The 21,149-nt window shown below is 42.7% G+C and carries 15 protein-coding genes, 1 pseudogene and 1 riboswitch; of the genes and pseudogenes, 1 reads left to right on the top strand and 15 read right to left on the bottom strand.

Going from position 1 to position 21,149, the window contains the following annotated elements:
- Positions 1-478: 478 nt before the first annotated feature.
- The 9 genes from cobO to ACGEDC_RS03740 all read right to left on the bottom strand — a co-directional run bounded on the left by cobO (position 479) and on the right by ACGEDC_RS03740 (position 8,751).
- Positions 479-1,132 carry a cob(I)yrinic acid a,c-diamide adenosyltransferase gene (cobO, locus tag ACGEDC_RS03700; protein WP_394496511.1) on the bottom strand — a complete coding sequence of 218 codons (654 nt, stop codon included), beginning with the start codon at positions 1,130-1,132 and terminating at the stop codon, positions 479-481.
- Positions 1,132-2,715 carry a cobyric acid synthase gene (locus tag ACGEDC_RS03705; protein WP_394498229.1) on the bottom strand — a complete coding sequence of 528 codons (1,584 nt, stop codon included), beginning with the start codon at positions 2,713-2,715 and terminating at the stop codon, positions 1,132-1,134. Before ACGEDC_RS03705 ends, cobO begins: the two co-directional genes overlap by 1 nt.
- A 222-nt stretch (positions 2,716-2,937) precedes the next feature.
- A complete protein-coding gene (cobU, locus tag ACGEDC_RS03710) occupies positions 2,938-3,486 on the bottom strand; it encodes a bifunctional adenosylcobinamide kinase/adenosylcobinamide-phosphate guanylyltransferase (protein ID WP_394496513.1) in 549 nt (182 codons plus the stop codon).
- Complete coding sequence (locus ACGEDC_RS03715) at positions 3,483-4,292, bottom strand: adenosylcobinamide-GDP ribazoletransferase (RefSeq protein WP_394496515.1); 810 nt, start codon at positions 4,290-4,292, stop codon at positions 3,483-3,485. The genes cobU and ACGEDC_RS03715 overlap by 4 nt, the downstream gene beginning before the upstream one ends.
- Positions 4,293-4,371: 79 nt before the next feature.
- Positions 4,372-5,421, bottom strand: coding sequence for a nicotinate-nucleotide--dimethylbenzimidazole phosphoribosyltransferase (gene cobT, locus ACGEDC_RS03720; RefSeq protein ID WP_394496517.1), 1,050 nt, complete (start codon positions 5,419-5,421; stop codon positions 4,372-4,374).
- A 20-nt stretch (positions 5,422-5,441) separates the two neighbouring features.
- Positions 5,442-6,557, bottom strand: coding sequence for a FecCD family ABC transporter permease (locus ACGEDC_RS03725; RefSeq protein WP_394496519.1), 1,116 nt, complete (start codon positions 6,555-6,557; stop codon positions 5,442-5,444).
- A complete protein-coding gene (locus tag ACGEDC_RS03730; RefSeq protein WP_394496521.1) occupies positions 6,557-7,417 on the bottom strand; it encodes an ABC transporter ATP-binding protein in 861 nt (286 codons plus the stop codon). The genes ACGEDC_RS03725 and ACGEDC_RS03730 overlap by 1 nt, the downstream gene beginning before the upstream one ends.
- Positions 7,414-7,584: a hypothetical protein gene (locus tag ACGEDC_RS03735; protein ID WP_394496523.1), complete on the bottom strand. Its 171-nt coding sequence runs from the start codon at positions 7,582-7,584 to the stop codon at positions 7,414-7,416. The genes ACGEDC_RS03730 and ACGEDC_RS03735 overlap by 4 nt, the downstream gene beginning before the upstream one ends.
- A 77-nt stretch (positions 7,585-7,661) precedes the next feature.
- Positions 7,662-7,831: riboswitch (cobalamin riboswitch) on the bottom strand.
- A 146-nt stretch (positions 7,832-7,977) separates the two neighbouring features.
- Positions 7,978-8,751 (bottom strand): histidine phosphatase family protein, encoded by a 774-nt coding sequence (locus ACGEDC_RS03740; RefSeq protein WP_394496525.1) that lies wholly within the window; start codon positions 8,749-8,751, stop codon positions 7,978-7,980.
- A gap of 325 nt (positions 8,752-9,076) precedes the next feature.
- Between ACGEDC_RS03740 and metH the strand changes: the two are divergent.
- A pseudogene (gene metH, locus ACGEDC_RS03745) lies at positions 9,077-12,792 on the top strand (methionine synthase).
- 689 nt (positions 12,793-13,481) lie between these two features.
- Here metH and ACGEDC_RS03750 read toward each other — a convergent pair.
- The 6 genes from ACGEDC_RS03750 to ACGEDC_RS03775 all read right to left on the bottom strand — a co-directional run bounded on the left by ACGEDC_RS03750 (position 13,482) and on the right by ACGEDC_RS03775 (position 21,148).
- Positions 13,482-14,486, bottom strand: a complete 1,005-nt coding sequence (locus ACGEDC_RS03750; protein WP_394498231.1) for a lipase family protein — start codon at positions 14,484-14,486, stop codon at positions 13,482-13,484.
- Positions 14,441-14,623 carry a hypothetical protein gene (locus ACGEDC_RS03755; RefSeq protein ID WP_394496527.1) on the bottom strand — a complete coding sequence of 61 codons (183 nt, stop codon included), beginning with the start codon at positions 14,621-14,623 and terminating at the stop codon, positions 14,441-14,443. Before ACGEDC_RS03755 ends, ACGEDC_RS03750 begins: the two co-directional genes overlap by 46 nt.
- 44 nt (positions 14,624-14,667) lie before the next feature.
- Positions 14,668-15,276: a DUF6795 domain-containing protein gene (locus ACGEDC_RS03760; protein WP_394496529.1), complete on the bottom strand. Its 609-nt coding sequence runs from the start codon at positions 15,274-15,276 to the stop codon at positions 14,668-14,670.
- Positions 15,277-15,899: 623 nt separating this feature from the next.
- Positions 15,900-16,526, bottom strand: coding sequence for a glutathione S-transferase family protein (locus ACGEDC_RS03765; protein WP_394496531.1), 627 nt, complete (start codon positions 16,524-16,526; stop codon positions 15,900-15,902).
- A gap of 231 nt (positions 16,527-16,757) precedes the next feature.
- On the bottom strand, positions 16,758-19,895 hold the full coding sequence (locus tag ACGEDC_RS03770) for an efflux RND transporter permease subunit (RefSeq protein WP_394496533.1): 3,138 nt from the start codon (positions 19,893-19,895) through the stop codon (positions 16,758-16,760).
- Positions 19,892-21,148 (bottom strand): efflux RND transporter periplasmic adaptor subunit, encoded by a 1,257-nt coding sequence (locus tag ACGEDC_RS03775; RefSeq protein ID WP_394496536.1) that lies wholly within the window; start codon positions 21,146-21,148, stop codon positions 19,892-19,894. Before ACGEDC_RS03775 ends, ACGEDC_RS03770 begins: the two co-directional genes overlap by 4 nt.
- Position 21,149: the final 1 nt, after the last annotated feature.

Raw genomic sequence — 21,149 nt, forward strand, 5'->3', positions numbered from 1 at the left:
TCATCACATGCGACGTTAAATTAAAATCAACGTTATTTAGTTACAAAAAGAACACAAAAAAGCTGATTTAGAAATGTAAAACAATTTCTCGAGCGGATTGATTTTACTTTTTAGCAACAAGCATGCTCTTAATTCATTCAATTTAGCGTCTTGCCAAAAAAAGAGCGAGAAGATGAAGATCAATCGCACAAGGTTATACCGCTAAAAATGAATAAGCATATTTATAAAGCGTAAATGAGGCATTGAAGAGTCTGCTTGATATGCGCAGAGTTGGGACTGATGTTAATTGATTGGCTAAGTTAAGAGAGGCTAAGTTAAGAGAGGCTAGGTTAAGAAAGGCTGGTAATAGTGATTAGCTAAGAGCAGCTGGCAACATACTAAGGTTATCCGTGATAAGTTTGAGCGTTAATTTAGGCGGCACAGTCAAATCTGTATAACAGCCGCCCATAAACACAATGATGTATTAACAGCTTTTTTATTAATAGTCGAAACCAATTTGCGCTTTGATACCGTCATTAAAAGCATGCTTAATCGGTTGTACTTCGCTTACGGTATCTGCCAATTCGATAATATCGCGGTGACAGGCACGTCCAGTAATAATCACATGCTGCATTGGTGGACGATTATTCAGCGCCTCTATCACACGGGCTAAATCGATATACTTATATGTCACCATATAAGTTAGCTCATCTAATAACACTAGGTTTATCGATTCATCTTTAAGTAACTTCTCGGCAGATTGCCAAGCAGACTCCGCAGCAGCCACGTCTTTTTCACGATCTTGGGTTTCCCAAGTAAATCCTGTGCCCATGACATAGAATTCAACCCCAACTTTTTCCAGTAGATTACGCTCTCCGCACTCCCATCCACCTTTAATGAATTGCACAACGGCCGCCTTTTGTCCATGACCAACACAACGTGTCACAGCACCAAAACCAGACGTTGATTTGCCTTTACCATTGCCCGTAAGCACTAATAAAATGCCCTTTTCATCTTGAGCTGCAGCAATTTTTGCATCGACACCTTCTTTGAGTTTTTGCTGGCGAGCTTTATGACGTTGCGCCTTAGTATCAGCATGATTAACCTCTGTTGATTCAATGCTGTTATTGGTGACATTTTCAGACTTTTCCATTAAAGACTTCCTGTTAATTTATCCATATCAAGATGTATTTCTAACACATCCGCTAATCTTTCTAATTGTTGCTCTCGAATTTGATTAATATCCAACGACTCAGCAGATGAAAGTCCTGCCCAGCATAAAATCAGTTGGCAAGCATCGGGGCTGTCAAATAGCCCGTGCATATAGCATCCCAGTATCTGATTATCATGACTTACTTGTCCGTCAAAACGAAGCGAAGGTACCCCTGTTTGTTCATCTTCTTCGTGATTGCCGATATTCTTATTAGCAACGCTATTAGCGCTGGTATTAGCATTGGTATCAGCTTGTTCATAAAAAATTTCTATAGGTTGATTCAGGTTAGCCTCAGCCAATAAGTGACTTTCACCACAATGAATTTCATAACCTGACACCTCTACCTTATCGTCATCAAGCTGTAAGTAACCGCTTACTTTGGTAAGTAATTTTTCATTCGTGAGTGTGGTGTTTAATGCTAACAAGCCTAAACCTTTGCTTGAGCCGGCTTCGTCTTCAATGCCTAATGGGTCATTAATGTGATGGCCTAACATCTGATATCCGCCACAGATACCAATGACTTTACCGCCATACCGTAAGTGCTTATTAACCAGCTTGTCCCAGCCTTGCTCACGCATGAAAGCTAAATCGGCGCGCACATTTTTGCTACCTGGCATGATAATTAAGTCGGCGGCAGGCGGCAGCGATTTCGCTTGGGTTTGTTGACTTATATAATGAAAATCAATCTGTGGATGTAAGCGAAGCGGGTCAAAATCAGTGTGATTACTGATCCTGGGAAACACAAATACAAGCACAGTGATTTTTTGCTGATGCTCGATAACGTCACTCGTTTTTAAAGGGCTATCAATCAAGGCATCTTCTGCATCAAGGTGTAAATCATGTAAGTAAGGTAATACCCCTAATACTGGCTTATTAGTATAACTTTCAAGCCAGTCAATTCCCGACTGCAACAAACTAATGTCGCCTCTAAATCGGTTAATAACAAAGCCTTTCACTCTGGATTGTTCAGATAAACTTAACAGCGCTAAAGTGCCTACAAGGTGTGCAAAAACGCCTCCCTTGTCGATATCTGCAATAATAATGACAGGGCAATCAACGGCTTCAGCAAAGCCCATATTAGCAATATCACCCTCACGTAAATTAATCTCTGCTGGGCTACCTGCGCCTTCAACGATGACCATGTCATATTGATGCGTTAATCGCTCAAATGATTGCAAAACAGCATTCATCGCTGTTGCTTTATAATGGCGACTTTCAGGGCCAAAAAACGTTTTGGCCTCTAATGAAGTCAGTGCTTTACCATGAATGATGATTTGCGCTCCCATATCAGAGCTTGGCTTTAACAGTACAGGATTAAAGTCAGTATGCGGTTCAAGCTGACATGCAACCGCTTGCAATGCTTGAGCTCGACCTATCTCGCCGCCGTCTTCTGTGACTGCACTATTTAACGCCATATTTTGGGGTTTAAATGGCGCAACCTGCGTGCCTTTTCTGGCAAATAAGCGACATAAGCCTGCCACTAAGGTGCTCTTACCTGCATCAGATGTGGTGCCTTGCACCATTAAGGTTAACGCTTTACCCGCTTGATAAGAATGGGGCTTACTCAACAGATGTAGTATCTCCGAATCATCAGTATCAGCTTGAGTCACATCTTGAGGGGCAGTGTTCATATGGCGTTGCTGCTGGCTTTCGGGCTTTTCTTGATTGCTCATTAACGCCAATCATCCTTCAAATTTGGGTTATGTAAGTAAGTGATGACATGATGTCATTTCAACATTGACGCATTATTTTATTGAGATGGGAATGCCTGCGACCACTAGGCTAACCTTATCAGCTTGCGCAGCAATAGCTTGATTAAGCCAACCTGCCTCATCAGCAAAACGACGAGTTAACTCCCCTAACGGAACAATCCCTGAACCCACTTCATTACTGATAAAAATCACTTGCCCTTTTAATGACGGTAAACAAGCTAGCAAAGCTTGCTTTTGCTGTTGCCATAAGTCATCCACACCATTACGGTGCGTTTCTTCACTAGCAATTAAGTGATTAGATAAATATAAGGTGAGGCAATCGACTAATATTACGCAATCATCAGCGTGGTAGTTTTGCAATGTTGAGGCTAATGCCATTGGTGTTTCAATTAATTGCCATGACAGATTGGAGTCAACTCTATCTTGCTGATGTTTGGCTATTCTGGCCGTCATTTCATCATCTAAGGCTGTGGCAGTGGCAACGTAAACACAACGAAAACCTTGCTCAGCATACTGCTTTGCAACGGACTCACCGTATCGACTTTTCCCTGAACGGGCTCCGCCTAAAACTAGATGGATCATGTTGATAAACCTATGGTTAAAATAATGCAGTAGCAGACAATTTCGCTAACTTGCTGCGCAGCCCCTAACGTGTCGCCAGTGTAACCACCAATTTGACGATTAAATCCCCATACCAGTAATTGTCTTGTGGCCACTAACGCTAATAATAGAACAAACGCCAATACACCGTTTAAACAAGCCAGCACGACAAAGCCGCTTAAACATAAAATCAATAAATCATTAATGTGCTGATATTGAGCCAAAGGCTTTGACTTACTGCCGTCACCTTCGGTGACATACTGCTCAGAAAAAATCATGCTTGCTGCAACAACTCGACTTAAAGGATGCGCTACAATCAATGCAATTGCTGCTTTAAGTGGGCTGTATAGAGCAATTTCAACCAATAGTTGCCATTTTAACAATAAGGTTAACCCTACGGCTAAAGTGCCATAAGTCCCTATTCTAGAGTCTTTCATAATGCGTAGCTTATCAGCGACTTTCCAGCCGCCACCAAAGCCGTCAGCCGTATCAGCAAGGCCATCTTCATGAAAGCCTCCTGTCATTAATACGCTGGCGATAATCGCTAAGATCACTGCAACACCGTTAGGCAGCACTAATTGGCTTAACCAAAACACGCTCGCACTCATTGCGCCAACCAGTAACCCCACCACACCAAAATAACGACTGGCTTTATTTAACTTTTCACTGTCAAATTCAACCCAATTAGGTATAGGAATACGAGTAAAAAAACTCACCGCAATGAGCAATAGATTAAGTTGTTTTTTCAACCAACCGGCACGATTTACAGGGCCTGATTGCAACGACATTCATCATCCTTTGTTAGTTAAGTATAATCTTGAATTAGCTAGTGTTGCTTCATTAACTGAGCACAGGCAAAGCCATAACTTAAACCACATTACTGACACCAGCTTTGTCAAAACTGGCCATATCATTGTAAAAATTGACCGCCGCTTGAATCATAGGTAATGACAACGCAGCGCCTGTGCCTTCACCCAAACGTAAACCCAGCGACAATAAAGGTTTAGCATCTAACGCTTGTAGCATTTTTTGGTGGCCTTGCTCATCGGATTGATGGGCAAAAATAAGGTAGTCTCTAGCACTTGGGTGTAATGCCACCGCAACTAACGCTGCCGCCGTTGCGATAAAGCCGTCTATCACCACCAGCATTTTCTTTTCTGATGCCGCTAAAATTGCGCCAGTCATTTGCACAATTTCAAAGCCACCTAAGCAAGCCAGTACATTTACAGGATCATGAATTTTGTCGCGGTGAAGATTCATTGCAACCGTTAATAACTCACGTTTAAGTGCAAAGGACTCATCATCAATGCCAGTCCCACGTCCAACACACTCTTTGACATCTAATTTTAGCATCGCAGCCATTATGGCTGCCGCTGAAGATGTATTACCAATCCCCATTTCCCCTAATGCAATAAGATTGCAGCCAGAATCAAAATGTCGCTGCACTAGGTCATTGGCAAAACTAAAACCATCTTTTACTGCGAGTAAATCCATTGCTTGTTTTTGATGAATAGCCTGAGTACCGGCTCCTAGCCTATGATCAGTCACTTTAGGGTGGTCGCTTGGAGTTAACATACCGCAATCAATGACTTCCAAATTCAATCCCATTTGACGACAAAACACATTAATCGCCGCACCGCCACTCACAAAATTGTTCACCATTTGCTGAGTCACTGCACTAGGCGCAATCGACACCCCGTGATTTGCGATGCCGTGATCACCTGCAAAGACCAACATTGCTGGCTGATTAATGGCTAACTTTTGACGGGTATTAAATGGTTCAGTTAACTGTACTTGCGCTATTTGCTTTGCCAACGACTCAAGTGAGCCTAATGCCCCTAGCGGTTTGGTTTTTTGGTTTATTTTATGTTGGATCTGTTCATCATTAAGATGATTAACGGGATCAACTGCGAACATACTTCATACTCCCAATGCGCCTAGCGGCGGTGACGTAACACAAATAAGAAAAACACACTACCAATTGCCGCAGTAATTATACCGACAGGCAATTCTTGGTTGGACAACAAACAACGAGCTAATACATCAATCCACACCATAAATAAGCCCCCTACAAACACTGTTGTAAAAATAGGTTGCTGGCCAGGAAAGAGTAACCTTACAGTATGAGGGATCATCAAGCCTACAAAGCCGATACCTCCACAACTGGCGACTAATGTTGCTGTAATCAGCGAGCACAGAATCAACATATATAGCCTTAATCTGGCGACATTGACCCCTAGTGAGTGGGCAGTTTCATCCCCAGCTTGTATCGCAATCACTTGACGCTTGAACGCCAGAATAATTATCACGCTGGAGCACACTACAACAGCTGGGATAATCAAACCTGACCAACTGGCTTTGGCAAAACTTCCAAGGCTCCAGAACAAAACAGACGCCGCTGCTTGAGGGCTTGAGAAATACAGCACTAAGCTAGTTAATGCGCCAAACATAAAAGAGGTAGCGACCCCTGAGAGCAGCATTCTTTCCACCTGACTTGCTCTGCCAAAACCCGATAACGACAGCACTAATAGCACTGAAAAAAGCGCACCGATAAATGCCCCGACAGGAAGACTTAATGATGACCAAGACCACCACGCATCATGACTAAATAACCCTGACCGGTAAATCGCGCCAGCCCATAAGCTATCGGACTGCGAAAGCCATTGCTGCACCAAGCCTTGAGTGCCGAAAAAACTCAACACCAACACAGCGCCAAAAGAGGCACCAGAACTTATACCAAATAAATAGGGATCAGCTAATGGGTTTCTCGTAACAGTTTGCAACACGCTGCCAGCCAAAGCTAAGCCGGCACCAGCAATAAACGCCAATATAATCCGAGGCATACGCAACTCAAACACAATACGCTCAGTTATTGCCGTTACGCCACCAGTGCTTGCAGAAACGCCCAACATGGGTTCTGTAAAAAGTAAAAAAACTTGTCCGAAACTAATATTTGCCGCACCAAAACTGGCTGCTGCAATTGGGGTAATTAAGGTCATCAATGCTGTCAATGCCAATAAGCATTTATGGCGAAGGGAATAAGTCGCAAACATTAAATCCCCTCCTTGTTATCTTGTTGCCGTGTTTGATGATGGGGATGCTCATCTTGATAACCGTAAAAATAGGTAATCAATGGCTTACCATGTTGGGGATGGCGATTAACTTGGCAGCAAACACCAAACACATCGCCGATAATCTGCTCGGTTAACACTTGATCTGGTAACCCTTGAGCTATACACGCGCCCTGATTTAACAATAACAACCTATCACACACTGCGCTGGCTAAGTTCAGATCGTGAATTGACGCTATAACACTGATCCCCAACTGGCGCACCAATTCTAAAATTTGGATCTGATAACGAATATCTAAATGATTTGTTGGCTCATCAAGGATTAACAACTGCGGTTTTTGTACCATAGCTCTGGCAATAAGTGCACGCTGCTTTTCGCCTCCAGAAAGCTGTTCATATTGTTGGCTTGCTTTTAACGCCAAACCGACTTTATCTAACGCTTGCATCACATTATGTTTATCAGCTTGAGTATCTGTTTCAAATAGCCCTTTATGAGGCGTTAATCCCATTGCCACGATTTGTTCACAGCTCATTGCAAAATAATGCGGAGTCTCTTGTTGAACGACAGCAACTTTTGTCGCTAAATGCTTTTGGCTGATGCGGCTAATATCTTCACCAAACAAGGTGATCTGGCCTCTATCTGGTGAGATATAACGATACAAGCAGCGCAATAAACTGGACTTGCCTGCGCCATTTGGACCAATCAGTCCCAGCATTTCACCTTGTTGCAGTGAAAAGCTGACATTGGAAAGAATCGCCTGTTGTTGCACTGACCAATAAAGTCGAGTCACCTTAAGCGCCTCACCCATTGAGCCATCTCGTTGCTGCTGATTTTGAGTCATGAAGCCGTCGCCAGAAAAGCAGACTTAATACGTAAAGCACACACATTGACGCGTTGAGCATCTAATGCGACGTTACCTGACAAGCAATGACCTAATCTAGCTAGGTTCTGACACATAAACGCAATGCAATCTAATGCAGCGCCATGTATTACAGCGGTATAAAACATGAATTCTCCGCCTGAGTCACCCGCTCAGGTTGATTAAAGGCACTGGATAGTGAATAAATGCAGTGCGTAAAAGGCTGTGAACCATCATAAAAAAGCTAGGTATCTGACTTAGTTATTCGTAAAAAATAACATTACAGTTGCGGGTACAGTTCATGCTAATCAATCTGACCTTGAGTCAAATTGAACCATGATTCCCTATTCATCCGTTAGTATGACAAAACAGATTAACTTTATTTATACTTAAACGATAGCGACAATAATCCATCCGCTATCGCGACCTATTTTATGCTTTCTTACAGATTAAGATAACACGTAAAAAAGTATGTAAAGATTGTACGCTAAATTAAGGGCTTGTTCAGCAAAAACGCGCTGATGTGCCCCCTATTATTGACTCTATGCAGGCCAATGAAGTTGAAACTTAGGCTCGCTGCTTTCATCTGCCCAAAAAACTGAAATAGAAACCGTCGCGGCGTAATCAATGGATAAGGTGTTATATATGCCTTGGCATTGTTCAAGACCAAGCACCAAAGCAATAATGGTGCGTATGACACCACCATGAGTGACAATAATAGCCAACGGTTCAGGGGTATTTTTTGCTAACTCAGAACGATGTACGTTAAGCTCAGGGCTGTTACCTTGAAGCTCAGGGCTGTTCGCCACTTGACGTAATTGCTGACACACCTTGTTAAAACCAGATGCGACACGCGTTTCAAATTCACTCATCGACTCTGCATTCGGTGGTGTATGTTGCCAAGGATTGTCCCAGTATTGATTAATCTTATCGCCAAACTGTTCGTATAAAGAATCAAATGACACCCCATCCCAGTCACCAAAATCAATTTCGGCCAACTCAGGCATCAACTGCACCGCAGGTAATGGCGTGTTGACTGACTGATGAGCCTCATCATTCATTTCACTTAAGGCAGTGTTAGCAGTATTTAACTCAGTAAATAACCCATGAGTAAAATGCTGGCAGCGTTGTAAAGGTGAGCTTATCAAGCTTACTTTCGGAAAATGAGGCACAAAATCAATCTGCTTAATACGATTTAGCATCGTAGCCGCACCGAGTTCGCTCAAATTAACATCCGTTTTTCCACGCAATATATTGCCGCCTTCACATTGTCCGTGTCGCAGTAATACTATCTTAGCGTGTGATAATCTAGTCACTCTAGGCTCCCTTTTTATACATTCCTGCACGTTCACCGTTCACAAAACCTTTTATCTGCACCAAGTTCAGCATTATTCATCATACTGGACTGAGTTAGTGCATTCTGACACTTGCTCTTGGAAACAAACTTCACGTATTATGGACGTCTATACGTTTAAATGTCCAAACAAATATTAATGCTGAATACTTTTACGAAGCGAGTTTGACTTAGGCCGCCTTTTATATAGTGCAAAACAAGGTATGCTAATTTCTCAAGTTTCGAATATTCACATAATAAGAAATAGCTAATAGCAACTGCTAGCATAGCAATAAAGGTACTCAAATATGGCGAAGTCGACTTCCTACAGTCAGGTTCTTGAACAACTTACCAATACGCTAAAAGAGCGTATAGTGATCCTCGATGGTGCCATGGGGACAATGATCCAAGACTATAAATTGGAAGAAGAAGATTACCGTGGCGAGCGCTTCAAAGACTGGCATTGCGATGTGAAAGGCAATAATGACATGTTGGTACTAAGCCAGCGCCAAATCATTAAAGACATTCACACTAAATACATGTTAGCGGGCGCTGACATTATTGAAACCAATACCTTTAACGCCACGACCATTGCGATGGCTGATTACGACATGCAAAGCTTGTCGGCTGAAATCAACCTCGAAGGCGCTAGAGTTGCCCGCACCGCCGCTGACGAAGTAGAAGCACAAACAGGCATTAAACGTTATGTTGCAGGTGTTCTAGGGCCAACCAACCGTACTTGTTCAATTAGCCCAGATGTAAACGATCCCAGTTTTCGTAATATCAGTTTTGATGAGTTAGTTGATGCCTATGTTGAATCAACAACTGCGCTAATCGAAGGCGGCGCAGATATCATCATGGTCGAAACCATCTTTGATACCCTTAACGCTAAAGCCGCTTTATTTGCCATCGAAAAAGTCTTTGATGACTTGGGCGATCGTCTACCAGTGATGATTTCAGGCACCATTACCGATGCATCAGGACGAACCCTAACCGGACAAACAACCGAAGGTTTTTACAACTCACTGCGTCATATCAAACCGCTTTCAATCGGTCTTAACTGTGCATTAGGTCCAAAAGAGCTGCGCCCATACGTTGAAGAGTTGTCACGTATTTCTGAGTGTTTTGTCTCTGCTCATCCTAATGCAGGCCTGCCAAACGAGTTTGGCGGTTACGATGAAACCCCAGAAGAAATGGCCGAAGTGATTAGCGAGTGGGCACGCGAAGGCATGCTTAATATCGTTGGTGGTTGTTGTGGTAGTACGCCAGCACATATCAGCGCGATTCGCGATGCCGTTATCACCCACGCGCCTCGCACTATCCCTGACATCCCTGTTGCGTGTCGCTTATCTGGGCTTGAACCGTTAACCATCGATGGTGACTCATTATTTGTTAACGTTGGCGAGCGCGCGAACGTCACAGGCTCTGCTAAATTCTTACGTTTAATTAAAGAAGAAAAGTTTGAAGAAGCCTTAGATGTGGTACGCGAGCAAGTTGAAAACGGCGCGCAAATCATCGACGTCAACATGGATGAAGGCATGCTTGATGGCGCAGAGTCGATGAAAAAGTTCTTAAACTTAATCGCCTCAGAGCCAGACATTTCTCGTGTGCCTATCATGATTGACTCATCTAAATGGGATGTCATTGAAGCAGGCCTTAAATGCGTACAAGGCAAATCCATTGTTAACTCAATTTCAATGAAAGAAGGCGAAGCAGCCTTTATCAAACAAGCCACCTTAGTGAAACGCTATGGCGCAGCTGCCATTGTCATGGCCTTTGATGAAGACGGCCAGGCCGATACCCGAGCCCGTAAAACTGAAATTTGTACGCGTGCTTATCGTGTATTAGTTGATGTGGTTGGCTTTCCACCTGAAGACATTATTTTTGACCCTAATATTTTTGCGATTGCCACCGGAATTGAAGAGCACGACAATTACGCTGTCGACTTTATTGAGTCGATTAAAGACATCAAAGCCACGTTACCCTATGCGATGATCTCTGGCGGTGTATCGAATGTGTCTTTCTCGTTCCGCGGCAACAACCCAGTGCGTGAAGCCATTCATGCGGTGTTTTTATACCATGCGATTCAAGCAGGTATGGACATGGGGATTGTTAACGCGGGTCAATTAGCCATTTATGATGATATCGACCCTGAACTTAAAGAAAAAGTTGAAAACGTGGTGCAAAATTTACCTTGCCCCGTTGCTGATTCAACCAATACAGAACAACTGCTTGATGTCGCTGAAAAGTTTCGTGGTGACGGTAAGCAAGTCGCGAAAAAGAAGATTTAGCATGGCGAGGTTGGCCTGTTGAAGAGCGCTTATCCCACGCCTTAGTTAAAGGGATTACCGAATTTATTGACCAAGACACTGAAGAAGCACGCCTACAAGCAGTCCGTCCACTGGATGTGATCGAAGGGCCATTAATGAATGGCATGAATGTCGTCGGTGACTTATTCGGCGCAGGTAAAATGTTCTTGCCGCAAGTGGTGAAATCCGCCCGAGTGATGAAAAAAGCCGTGGCCTATTTAAATCCATTTATTGAAGCCGAAAAAGTGGAAGGTCAATCCAACGGTAAAATCCTCATGGTGACCGTTAAAGGTGATGTGCACGATATCGGTAAAAATATCGTTGGTGTGGTATTAGCTTGTAATGGTTATGAGGTGATTGATTTAGGCGTAATGGTACCCGTTGAGAAAATCATCGAAGTCGCCATTGCTGAAAACGTTGATATTATTGGCATGTCGGGACTGATTACCCCAAGCCTTGATGAAATGGTGCATAACGTAAAAGCCTTCCATAAAGCAGGGTTAACCATTCCATCCATCATTGGCGGCGCCACTTGCTCAAAAATTCATACCGCCGTAAAAATTGCCCCACACTCACCAACAGGGGCCATTTACATTGCCGATGCGTCTCGCGCCGTGCCAATGGTGTCAAAACTCATTAGTAATGACACACGCCAAGCCACCATTGATGAAGCGTATAACGAATACGAGATGATGCGAGAAAAACGTTTATCACAGACTAAGCGTAAAACCATTGTGTCAATTGACGCTGCCCGTGAAAACCGCTGCCAGCATGATTGGGACAAGTACACACCATTCACACCTAATGTATTAGGTCGACAAGTATTTGATGACTACCCATTAGAAGACTTGGTTGATCGTATCGACTGGACCCCGTTTTTCCGAAGCTGGGAGCTACACGGCCGCTTCCCAGACATTCTTGATGATAAAGTCGTTGGTGAAGAAGCCCGTAAACTCTATAAAGATGGCAAAGCCATGCTTGAAACCATCATCAGTGAAAAGTGGCTCACGGCCAAAGCCGTCATCGGCTTATTCCCAGCAAACACCGTCAACCATGACGACATTGAGCTTTACACAGACGAGACTCGCACCGAAGTTGAAATGACCACTCATCACTTACGCATGCAGCTTGAACGTGTGGGCAATGACAACTTCTGTTTGTCCGACTTTGTTGCGCCAAAAGCCTCAGGTGTGGCCGATTACATGGGCGGCTTTGCGGTAACAGCTGGTCACGGTATCGACGAACATGTCGCACGCTTTGAAGCAAACCATGATGACTACAACTCCATTATGCTTAAGTGTCTTGCAGACCGTTTAGCAGAAGCGTTTGCAGAGCGAATGCATGAACGCGTACGCAAAGAGTTTTGGGGTTATGCCGCAGATGAAGTGTTAGATAACGAAGCCCTCATCCGTGAAAAATACAAAGGCATTCGCCCAGCTCCAGGTTACCCAGCTTGCCCAGATCATACAGAAAAAGGCTTGCTGTGGGATTTACTCAAACCTGATGAAACCATTGGTTTGAACATCACAGAAAGCTACGCCATGTTCCCAACAGCAGCGGTATCAGGCTGGTACTTTGCCCACCCTAAATCACGCTATTTTGGCGTAACCAATGTAGGTAAAGATCAGGTTGAAGATTATGCTAAGCGTAAAGGCATGAGTGTTGAAGAAACAGAACGCTGGTTGGCACCGGTGTTGGATTATGACCCTGAATAAGAGTGATCCAGAATAGATAGTGATGTTGAGTAATCACTTGGTTACTCTTTATTAGGATTCTAAACTTCGTTTGGATGATGGCGCTGCCATTACAGCCTAACGGCTGATTAACGTCGTGGCGCTTCGCCCAGACCCGACGAAAGGGAAACAACAGCATTTCCCTTTTCGCTGATTTTCATAAGAGCCTTGCCACCCCTACCAAGTTATTCTTTCAAAGCGAATAAGCCTCATACTCCAATAAAAATACCTAACGGCTCAGACGGGACATCCATGTCCCCCTGAGCCTTAGCCATCATCTGATAGGCAGGATGTCTGAATGTCTTGAAGTGCATGGATGCACGAGAAAGACCATGATGGCTACACGGTATTTTCATCTACGTATTTCAGCAACTTGGAATGGGGAATATTGGAGACTGTGTCGGTGTTAGGTCGTTCAGGATTATCGTTTTATTTTCATTTAGTTTTTAGGGTTCTAAACTTCGTTTGAATATGGTGCTGCCATTTCAGCCTAATGGCTGGTTAACGTCGTGGCGCTTCGCCCACACCAAACTAAAAGGGGAAAGCACTTATTCCCCTTTTGGATAACCCCTAACGACACGGCGAAACTTTCTTAAAGCGAAAGATTTCCAACGGGGTTTGTTATGCCTATAAGCTCATGATACGTAAGAATCTACTCAAGACCATTTAAATTATTCCCCCTTAAAAGCTTGCCTAGCAGAATCATGTAAACGACCAATCGTCATATTCAGTACCCATTTAATAAACTTTAATGAGTAATTAATCGCGATATAGGCAGGGCCACCTGAATACACGATCATATGTCCCAAAAGCCCTTTTAACTGTTCTTCATAACCAGCAAAATCAGCAAGTTTGCACATAAAAGCAGCCATGGCATCATATGCACTTGAAATAGTCATTCCGCCAGCTTGAATTTTAGCGATTAAGCCTGTTCCACCACCATCGATTATCAATGTCATCAATGCAGCAGCAATTTTATCAGCCCAATGCGATGAGTAAGTGGTTTGTAGCCTATTCTCATAATTCAAAACCACTCTTTGCTGAAGACTTCCAGCTTTTTGGCTATAAATATTAGTCCAACTTTCATAATTCGTTGTATGTATATATCCTGGAGAAGATTCCATACTATGCGCTTTATGATTAAGCCCTTGTTCTCTAGAAGATACATATTCATGCCCATTAATATGAACATGACAAAAAGGCCAAACAGGTACTTTAGCTACCGGGTCAGCACCATGAACACATCTAAATACTCTATCAACTCTAGCACTTGCTTTGATGGCAAAATCTTTAAATCCAACTCTTGGACAACCAAAAGTGTATAAGTAAACCGTCTTGTTATATTTTGCTTTTACCCAATCAGCAACTAATGTTGCTAAAGCGCCTCCCAAACTATGTCCAACACAGTGGATAACTCCATTACCATTTAATACCTCTGGACGGTCTAAATAAGCCTCGAGCCCCTTCCTAAAAGATTCAAAGGTTGTTTGAAATCCTGTATGAACCAAGCTACCAGAGTAACTACTTTTTGTATGGGATGTTATATCTGTAACCGCATCAGCTAACGAAGCAGTTCCTCGAATTGCAATAACATGATCACCTTTATACTGTTGACTATGACCTTGACCGATTAAGACGAAACCTGTGGTTTCTCTCCAAAAAAACCACCTGTCGATGCCTCCTGAACATCAGAAGTCTTAAACTTAAAATGCTTTTTTATGTTTGAATCAAAGATAATTTTTCTAGGAGAGCTTTCAACGTCATAAGCCGATAAAGCTAATAATGACGCAACTTTTGGTGCAATAACATTCATATTTTCATCCTTAAAATAATGATGTTTAAATCAATCGATTGTAGTTATTCCATTAAATTATCGAAACTTGTAACTTCCTCTAATTCTTCACCATAAAAACTAGTTAGAAGCTCATCTTTCCAGTAACAAATCGATGCTAAAGGTTGACTAGATCTTAAATCAAACTTCGATAAATCAGCTTCATAATGAATTTCCTTATTGGTCAAATCTGCATTTAATTGCAACAAAAAACTATTCAAATATGGAACAGACATCCAGTTTTTACTAATTAACCAAAGCCAATAATAATTATCATCCTCACCCTTGATAACCTCAGAATCCTTCTTAATATAAATCTCTTGTCTCAACCTAGCGTCTTGTCCGAAGATATTACCTGGAGCATTTGATCTAATTTTTTTCTCATTAAATGAAAATTCACCATTAACATCGGTTAAAGCATGCTCAATAATCGGCTTGCCTTTATTATGCCCGCCATAAGATAACTCTCTGACAACCTCTAAACCTGAAACTGGTTCACCATGATTAGTAATACGACCTTTAACAGGAGCAGATAACTCAACTTCATACTTTTTAAAAAACCAAACACTGACTGCTCTCCTAAAGAAGAAAATGAGATTAATATAAGAAGTGATATAACAGAAAAAGAGATCCAAACCATATGACGGTAACTTTTAAATAACGCCTTTAACATGAAAACCTCATAATGTCCGTATATAATATTAAGGTTTTACCCCATAATATTTTCCATATTTAGTAGACAGGCAATAATAATCAAAAATTAGTTTTGCCTCTATAGCCTAGAAGAATTATACACTTACATGAATACACTCCAAATGATTAGATTAATAAGCAAATCAAATCCACTTACTTTGGAAATAAGTGGGGTCAGTAAATAAGTGGGGGCAGAGTAAACTAAACTCCATAACACCAAATTGAAGCCAGACGCTGGAAAGTCCCCGTTGGAAGTTGCCGAAGTGTATGCAGATAAATAGCGTAAACCTGACTCGGATGCCAGGTTAGCTTTCACGGGGCATGGATGCCCCATCGGGTGCGTTAGCTATTTCAAAGTACATAGAGGATAACTAGTACATCAGGGTAATGCGGGGTTGTTAAGGGGATTCGCACTATTCCCCTTAACCCCAGAATGATTGAAGCATCACGGCTTTCTATAACAAGAAGCATCACGGCTTCTATTACAACAAGTGCGTGTCAGACAAGAAATGAGTGAACATAATTCCTCATAGCACTCGCAAATGCCGTTTGAAATGAAATAGCCTTACTGGCTTTGCTCTATAGCTAAGCGGCGCTGAAAGCTTGGCTTTGACTCTACTCTTTTTTGATGTGCTAAAAGCGCAGGAAAATCATCCAAAGGAAAACCGCCTCTTAACGCTCTTGTGTAGCACCAATGCAGATATACATCAACAATTGACCATTGTTCTCCGTACCACCAATTTGACGCTTTCAACCTTTTTTCAGCCTTCTCAAAATGACTGGTTAACATGTTACGACCACTGGCTACGACATCACAGACATCTTTACTAACGGTGTAATATGCGGGCATACAGACATGACGCACAGATGGGTGAACGGTACTGGAAAACCACATTAAATCTGAAGCATATACACACTTTTGATATTCATCTTCAGTTTCTGGGAGTAATTTAGAGCCTGGAACCAAACTATTTAAATACAGTAAAATAGCTGGGTTTTCAGTTAATAACTTACCTTCGGTTACAATCGCAGGCACCTTGCCGAAAGGGTTAATTTGTAAATACTCTGGCGACTTTTGTTCGCCTGAAGCAAGATTAATTCGCTTAAAATCACACTCTAGCCCCAATTCTTGGATCGCATTAATTGTGACACCAGAGCAAGCTCCTGGAGCATAAAATAACGTTAAAGCCATTGATATTACCTTTAATAAAATAAGCCGTGATGCTAATGGTTTAGATAAAGAACAACTGAATTAACCTAAGACACGGTTTTCAGTACATACATTACACAATTGATAAAATAAAACTAAATGGCAAAGCCCATGCTTGTTAGCACCTAGGCATGGCCTTTCGCGATTGATAATCACATAAACAAAAAGGGTTAAAGCAATTGGCTTTAACCCTTCCCTGTATTCATTGCTTTACTAACTTTTCGCCATTCCAAAGGTGTCACCTAAGGACCTATCAAAGTGACTAATATCGACTTTGTTACCTTTTATACGTTCAACTACAAGGTAGTTTACTGGCACTAATATCAAGGTGATAAAGGTGGCGAATATAATCCCGAAACCTAATGAAATAGCCATTGGGATTAAGAACTGAGCCTGTGTCGATTTCTCTAGTAGCAAAGGCATTAACCCAATAAACGTGGTTAAACTGGTCAACATAACCGGTCTGAAACGTTTAGCTCCAGCGGTTAATACCGCCTCTGCGATTTCCATCCCTTGGGCACGTTTCTTATTAATAAAGTCCACCAGTACCAATGAGTCATTCACCACGACCCCAACCAGCGCCAACATGCCTAATATACTGAAAATCGTCAGTGGTGAGCCCATAAACCAATGGCCTAACACCGCGCCAATCAAGCCAAATGGAATGACGCTCATAACAATTAGCGGCTGAATGTATGACTTAAACGGTATCGCAAGTAAGCTATAAATCATAAACAGCACAAATACTAAGCCCCATTGGAGCGAGCCAAAGCTGTCCCGCTGCTCACGCGCTTCGCCTTCAAGTGAATGCCTTACGCCAGGGTACTGCTGCACTAAACCATCAAGAAACACTTTGAGGTCGGCTTGTAGTACTGTCATGTTGGTATTGTCTTTATCAACATCAGCAGTCACATTGAGCACGCGATAGCGATCGATACGTCTTATGCTAGAAGGACTTTTACCTGATGTCATTTTAGCCACGTGGCCAAGAGGAACCTGCGTACCTTGGCTTGTGGTAATCAATACTTTTTTCAAATCGTCTAGTGATTGGCGTTCATTTAATGGTAAACGTAGCATCACCCGAACATCATCACGACCACGCTGGATGCGCTGCACTTCAGAGCCAAAATAGAAACTTCTCACTTGGCTTGACACTTCTTGGCGAGTCAATCCGAGTGCTTTACCTTGCTCTGTTAGCTCAATTAACAGCTCTTCTTTACCGTTAGATAAACTATCTGCGATATCAAATACTGTTGGGTAGGTTTTGAGATGTTCTTTAACCTGATCTGCAATTTCGCTTAACGTCTCTAATGAGTTTGCACTGAGCTGTACATCAATTGGATCTGAACTACGGCCAATTTCAGCACGATAGGTCATCGACTCTGCCCCAGGGATTTCACCCACACTCTTTCGCCACTCGGTTAACAGTTCTCGAGATGTAATATCAGACTCACGCTTTTCAGCAGGGGTCATTTCAAAACGAACACTACCCGCATTTGAAGTACCACCTCGGCCACCTGTTGTGGCTAAAATATTAATAATGACGCTTTCGCCGGTGTCTTCATCACGATACTTTTCCTGCAATGCCTCAGCTTTGGCGGCAATGCCAATAATATGCGCATTGGTCACTTCAAATGGCGTGCCTGCAGGCATCGTCAGACTCAGTCGCACAGTTTCACTTGGAATACGTGGAAAGAAAGTAAACTTAGTCCAGCCCGTTGCTAACAATGCAGCTATGACTAACAATACACTTAAAAACAAACTCAAAGTTGCTGTCTTATGTTTTAGAGCAACACGCAAGAAGGGTTGATAAAATTGAATAATCGCACGCTCAAACCCATCGGCAAACTTCTGCTGGAAAATCTCAAATCGATTGTATTTTTCTTTCTCACTTCGCAACTTAATGTGTTTTAAATGAGCTGGTAATACAAACTTAGACTCAATTAATGAGAACAGCAATACGGGGATTACCACGATGGCAATCTGCCCAAATATCGCCCCACGTGTGCCTTCAATAAACAACATAGGTAAAAAGGCGGTGACAGTGGTTAAAATCCCGAAGGTAACAGGCGCTGCAACTTCTTGAGTACCTAAAATTGCGGCCTGCTCGCCACTTGGTGCTGTCTTTAAGTGGGTATATATATTTTCACCAGTCACAATGGCGTCATCCACCACAATCCCCAGCACTAAAATAAACCCAAACAAGCTCATGACATTTAGAGATACACCAAAAAATGGCATAAAAATGAAGGCCCCCATAAATGACACTGGGATACCAATAAACACCCAAATGGCAATTGATGGACGTAAGAACAAGGTCAGTAATAACAGCACCAATATACCGCCTTGCAACGCACTACCAGTTAAGGTTGCAATACGGTTTTTAACGATTTCAGAATCATCATCCCAGTAACTTAAGCCATAGCCTTCTGGCAATGTCGCTTGGCGTGAGTCAATGTACCCTTTGACTTTATCAGCCACATCAATAGCGCTTTGCTGGCCAATACGGTAAACATCAATAAATGCTGCTTGCTGGCCATTAAATCTTGTTCTTACAGGGGTTTCTTCAAAGCCATCATCCACATCTGCGACATCACCTAAGCGGATAATCGTGCCATCGGCAGCTGATTTAATCGCAATATTGGCAAACTCATCCTTATAATAAGCTTGACCTTTTGAGCGAAGTAAAATGTCACCGCCTTGGGTTTTTAGGTTACCAGCAGAGATATCGGTACTGGAGGCATTAATGGCTTTTGCTACTTCGCTCAATGTTAGGTTGTATTGGCGTAATTTGTTTTGCGATAAGGCTAATGACACTTCATAGTTACGTACCCCGCTTAAATCTAGCTGGGTAACACCTTCAAGACGTAATAACTCATCACGCACGACTTCGGCAAATTCAAGGGTTTCTTTTTCACTGTATTTACCCGTTACCGTTACAGCAATCACTTCACGCTTACGTTGGGCCAACGCAATAACCGGCTTTTCTGCATCGACAGGAAAAGTATTAATCGCATCGACTCGGCTTTTAATATCTGCCAACATCTCACGAGGATCATAACCACTTTCCACTTCAATGGTCACTTGCGAAGATGATTCTGATGAGCTTGAAGTAATTTTTTCGATACCTTCAAGATCTTGTACAGCTTCTTCGACTCGAATAGTAACGCCTTTCTCAACATCTTCAGGCGTTGCACCACGCAGCGAGATGCTGACCGAAACGCGTTCAGATTCAACCGTTGGGAATACTTCAAGAGGAATTCGAGTCGATAGTGAACCTAACCCCAATACCAGCAGCATCAACATTAATAGGTTGGCTGCGACATGATTTTTAGCAAACCAAGCAATCATGGTTGTGCCCCCTCTTTCGCCGCTGGTTTGTTGTGTTTGCCGTCAGGTTTAGGGCGGCGCTTTCCATCAAGGTTAGCTTTAGGTCCACCTTGAGGGCGGCTTGTTGTTGGCTCAGCCCCCATTATCGTAACAGGAGTACCAGAGCTGACTTGACCAAGTGAGGTGGTAACTAGTTCGTCGCCATTATTAAGCCCCGCTCTCACAACTGAGTCTTGACTATTTTGCCATCTGATTGAGACGTCTTTACGTAATAAGACGCCATCATTGACTACATAAACATAAGAGCCCTGATAAATCGATTTCGTAGGAATAACTAATACCTGACTTAGCTTTTTACCCGCAATGTTTGCTGTTAGGTATTGGCCAATTTTCAATGGCATTTTTTGATTACTTTGATAATCGAATGGGTCATCGATTTGCGCTACAACATAAAGCTGCTGTGAGTTACTATCAATCGCACCTTCAGTGCGGATCAGCTGTCCTTCCCATTTTTGTAGTCCAATTAAATCAGACTCAAAAGAAACTTTAGCCACCGCAGACTTACCTTGCTCAGGCAATTCGACTAAGGCCAAATCGCTGTTATTGATCGGTAGGCGAATTTCTACATAATCGGTTGCATAAATTGTCGCAAGTTGGGCGTTGGTTGATACAACACGGCCGACATCGACATGCTTTTCTAAAATACGGCCAGAAAACGGTGCGACAACTTGGGTACGCTCAAGCGCAAGGTTGGCTTTTTCAAGTGATGCTTGGTTTGACAACATTGCCGCTCTTGCTGCGGCAAGTTGTGGCTCGCGCAACACCAATGCAGTTGGCTCACGGCCATTACTGAGACGTTGCCAATCGACTAAAGCTTGATTGGTTCGGGCTTGCTCTTCCAGCAATTGCTGCCTTGCAAGTAGTAACCCTGCTTCGGCTATTTTCACTTCTGCTTGGTAATCTCGATCATCAAGTTGCACCAGCACTTCATCTTTTTCAAAAAAACCACCCTCACGGAAATTAGGGCTAATGGTCAGGATTTGCCCTGATGCTTGAGTAACCAAAGAGCTTTGAGTTCTAGGTTTAACCACACCAAAACTGCTCACCTGAATTTGATAATCTTGTGGTGTTAACGTTAATGTTTCAACCGACATCGGTGCTATTGCCATAGGCTTGCCACGTTTGGTTGAAGGCGGGTTAAATGTAATCGTCGCAATAGCAACCACAGCTACAGCAATTATGCCAACAGGGATAAGGTATTTCTTGTTCATCATA

Origin of the sequence: Shewanella sp. ENK2 (assembly GCF_043568515.1) — a bacterium.
Taxonomy (GTDB): domain Bacteria; phylum Pseudomonadota; class Gammaproteobacteria; order Enterobacterales; family Shewanellaceae; genus Shewanella; species Shewanella japonica.

What these genes read in the sequence shown, in the direction of transcription:
- cobO (WP_394496511.1), bottom strand. Translation starts at nt 1,132, where the DNA reads ATGGAAAAGTCTGAAAATGTCACCAATAACAGCATTGAATCAACAGAG.
- ACGEDC_RS03705 (WP_394498229.1), bottom strand. Translation starts at nt 2,715, where the DNA reads ATGGTGCAAGGCACCACATCTGATGCAGGTAAGAGCACCTTAGTGGCA.
- cobU (WP_394496513.1), bottom strand. Translation starts at nt 3,486, where the DNA reads ATGATCCATCTAGTTTTAGGCGGAGCCCGTTCAGGGAAAAGTCGATAC.
- ACGEDC_RS03715 (WP_394496515.1), bottom strand. Translation starts at nt 4,292, where the DNA reads ATGTCGTTGCAATCAGGCCCTGTAAATCGTGCCGGTTGGTTGAAAAAA.
- cobT (WP_394496517.1), bottom strand. Translation starts at nt 5,421, where the DNA reads ATGTTCGCAGTTGATCCCGTTAATCATCTTAATGATGAACAGATCCAA.
- ACGEDC_RS03725 (WP_394496519.1), bottom strand. Translation starts at nt 6,557, where the DNA reads ATGTTTGCGACTTATTCCCTTCGCCATAAATGCTTATTGGCATTGACA.
- ACGEDC_RS03730 (WP_394496521.1), bottom strand. Translation starts at nt 7,417, where the DNA reads ATGACTCAAAATCAGCAGCAACGAGATGGCTCAATGGGTGAGGCGCTT.
- ACGEDC_RS03735 (WP_394496523.1), bottom strand. Translation starts at nt 7,584, where the DNA reads ATGTTTTATACCGCTGTAATACATGGCGCTGCATTAGATTGCATTGCG.
- ACGEDC_RS03755 (WP_394496527.1), bottom strand. Translation starts at nt 14,623, where the DNA reads ATGAATGTTATTGCACCAAAAGTTGCGTCATTATTAGCTTTATCGGCT.
- ACGEDC_RS03765 (WP_394496531.1), bottom strand. Translation starts at nt 16,526, where the DNA reads ATGGCTTTAACGTTATTTTATGCTCCAGGAGCTTGCTCTGGTGTCACA.
- ACGEDC_RS03770 (WP_394496533.1), bottom strand. Translation starts at nt 19,895, where the DNA reads ATGATTGCTTGGTTTGCTAAAAATCATGTCGCAGCCAACCTATTAATG.
- ACGEDC_RS03775 (WP_394496536.1), bottom strand. Translation starts at nt 21,148, where the DNA reads ATGATGAACAAGAAATACCTTATCCCTGTTGGCATAATTGCTGTAGCT.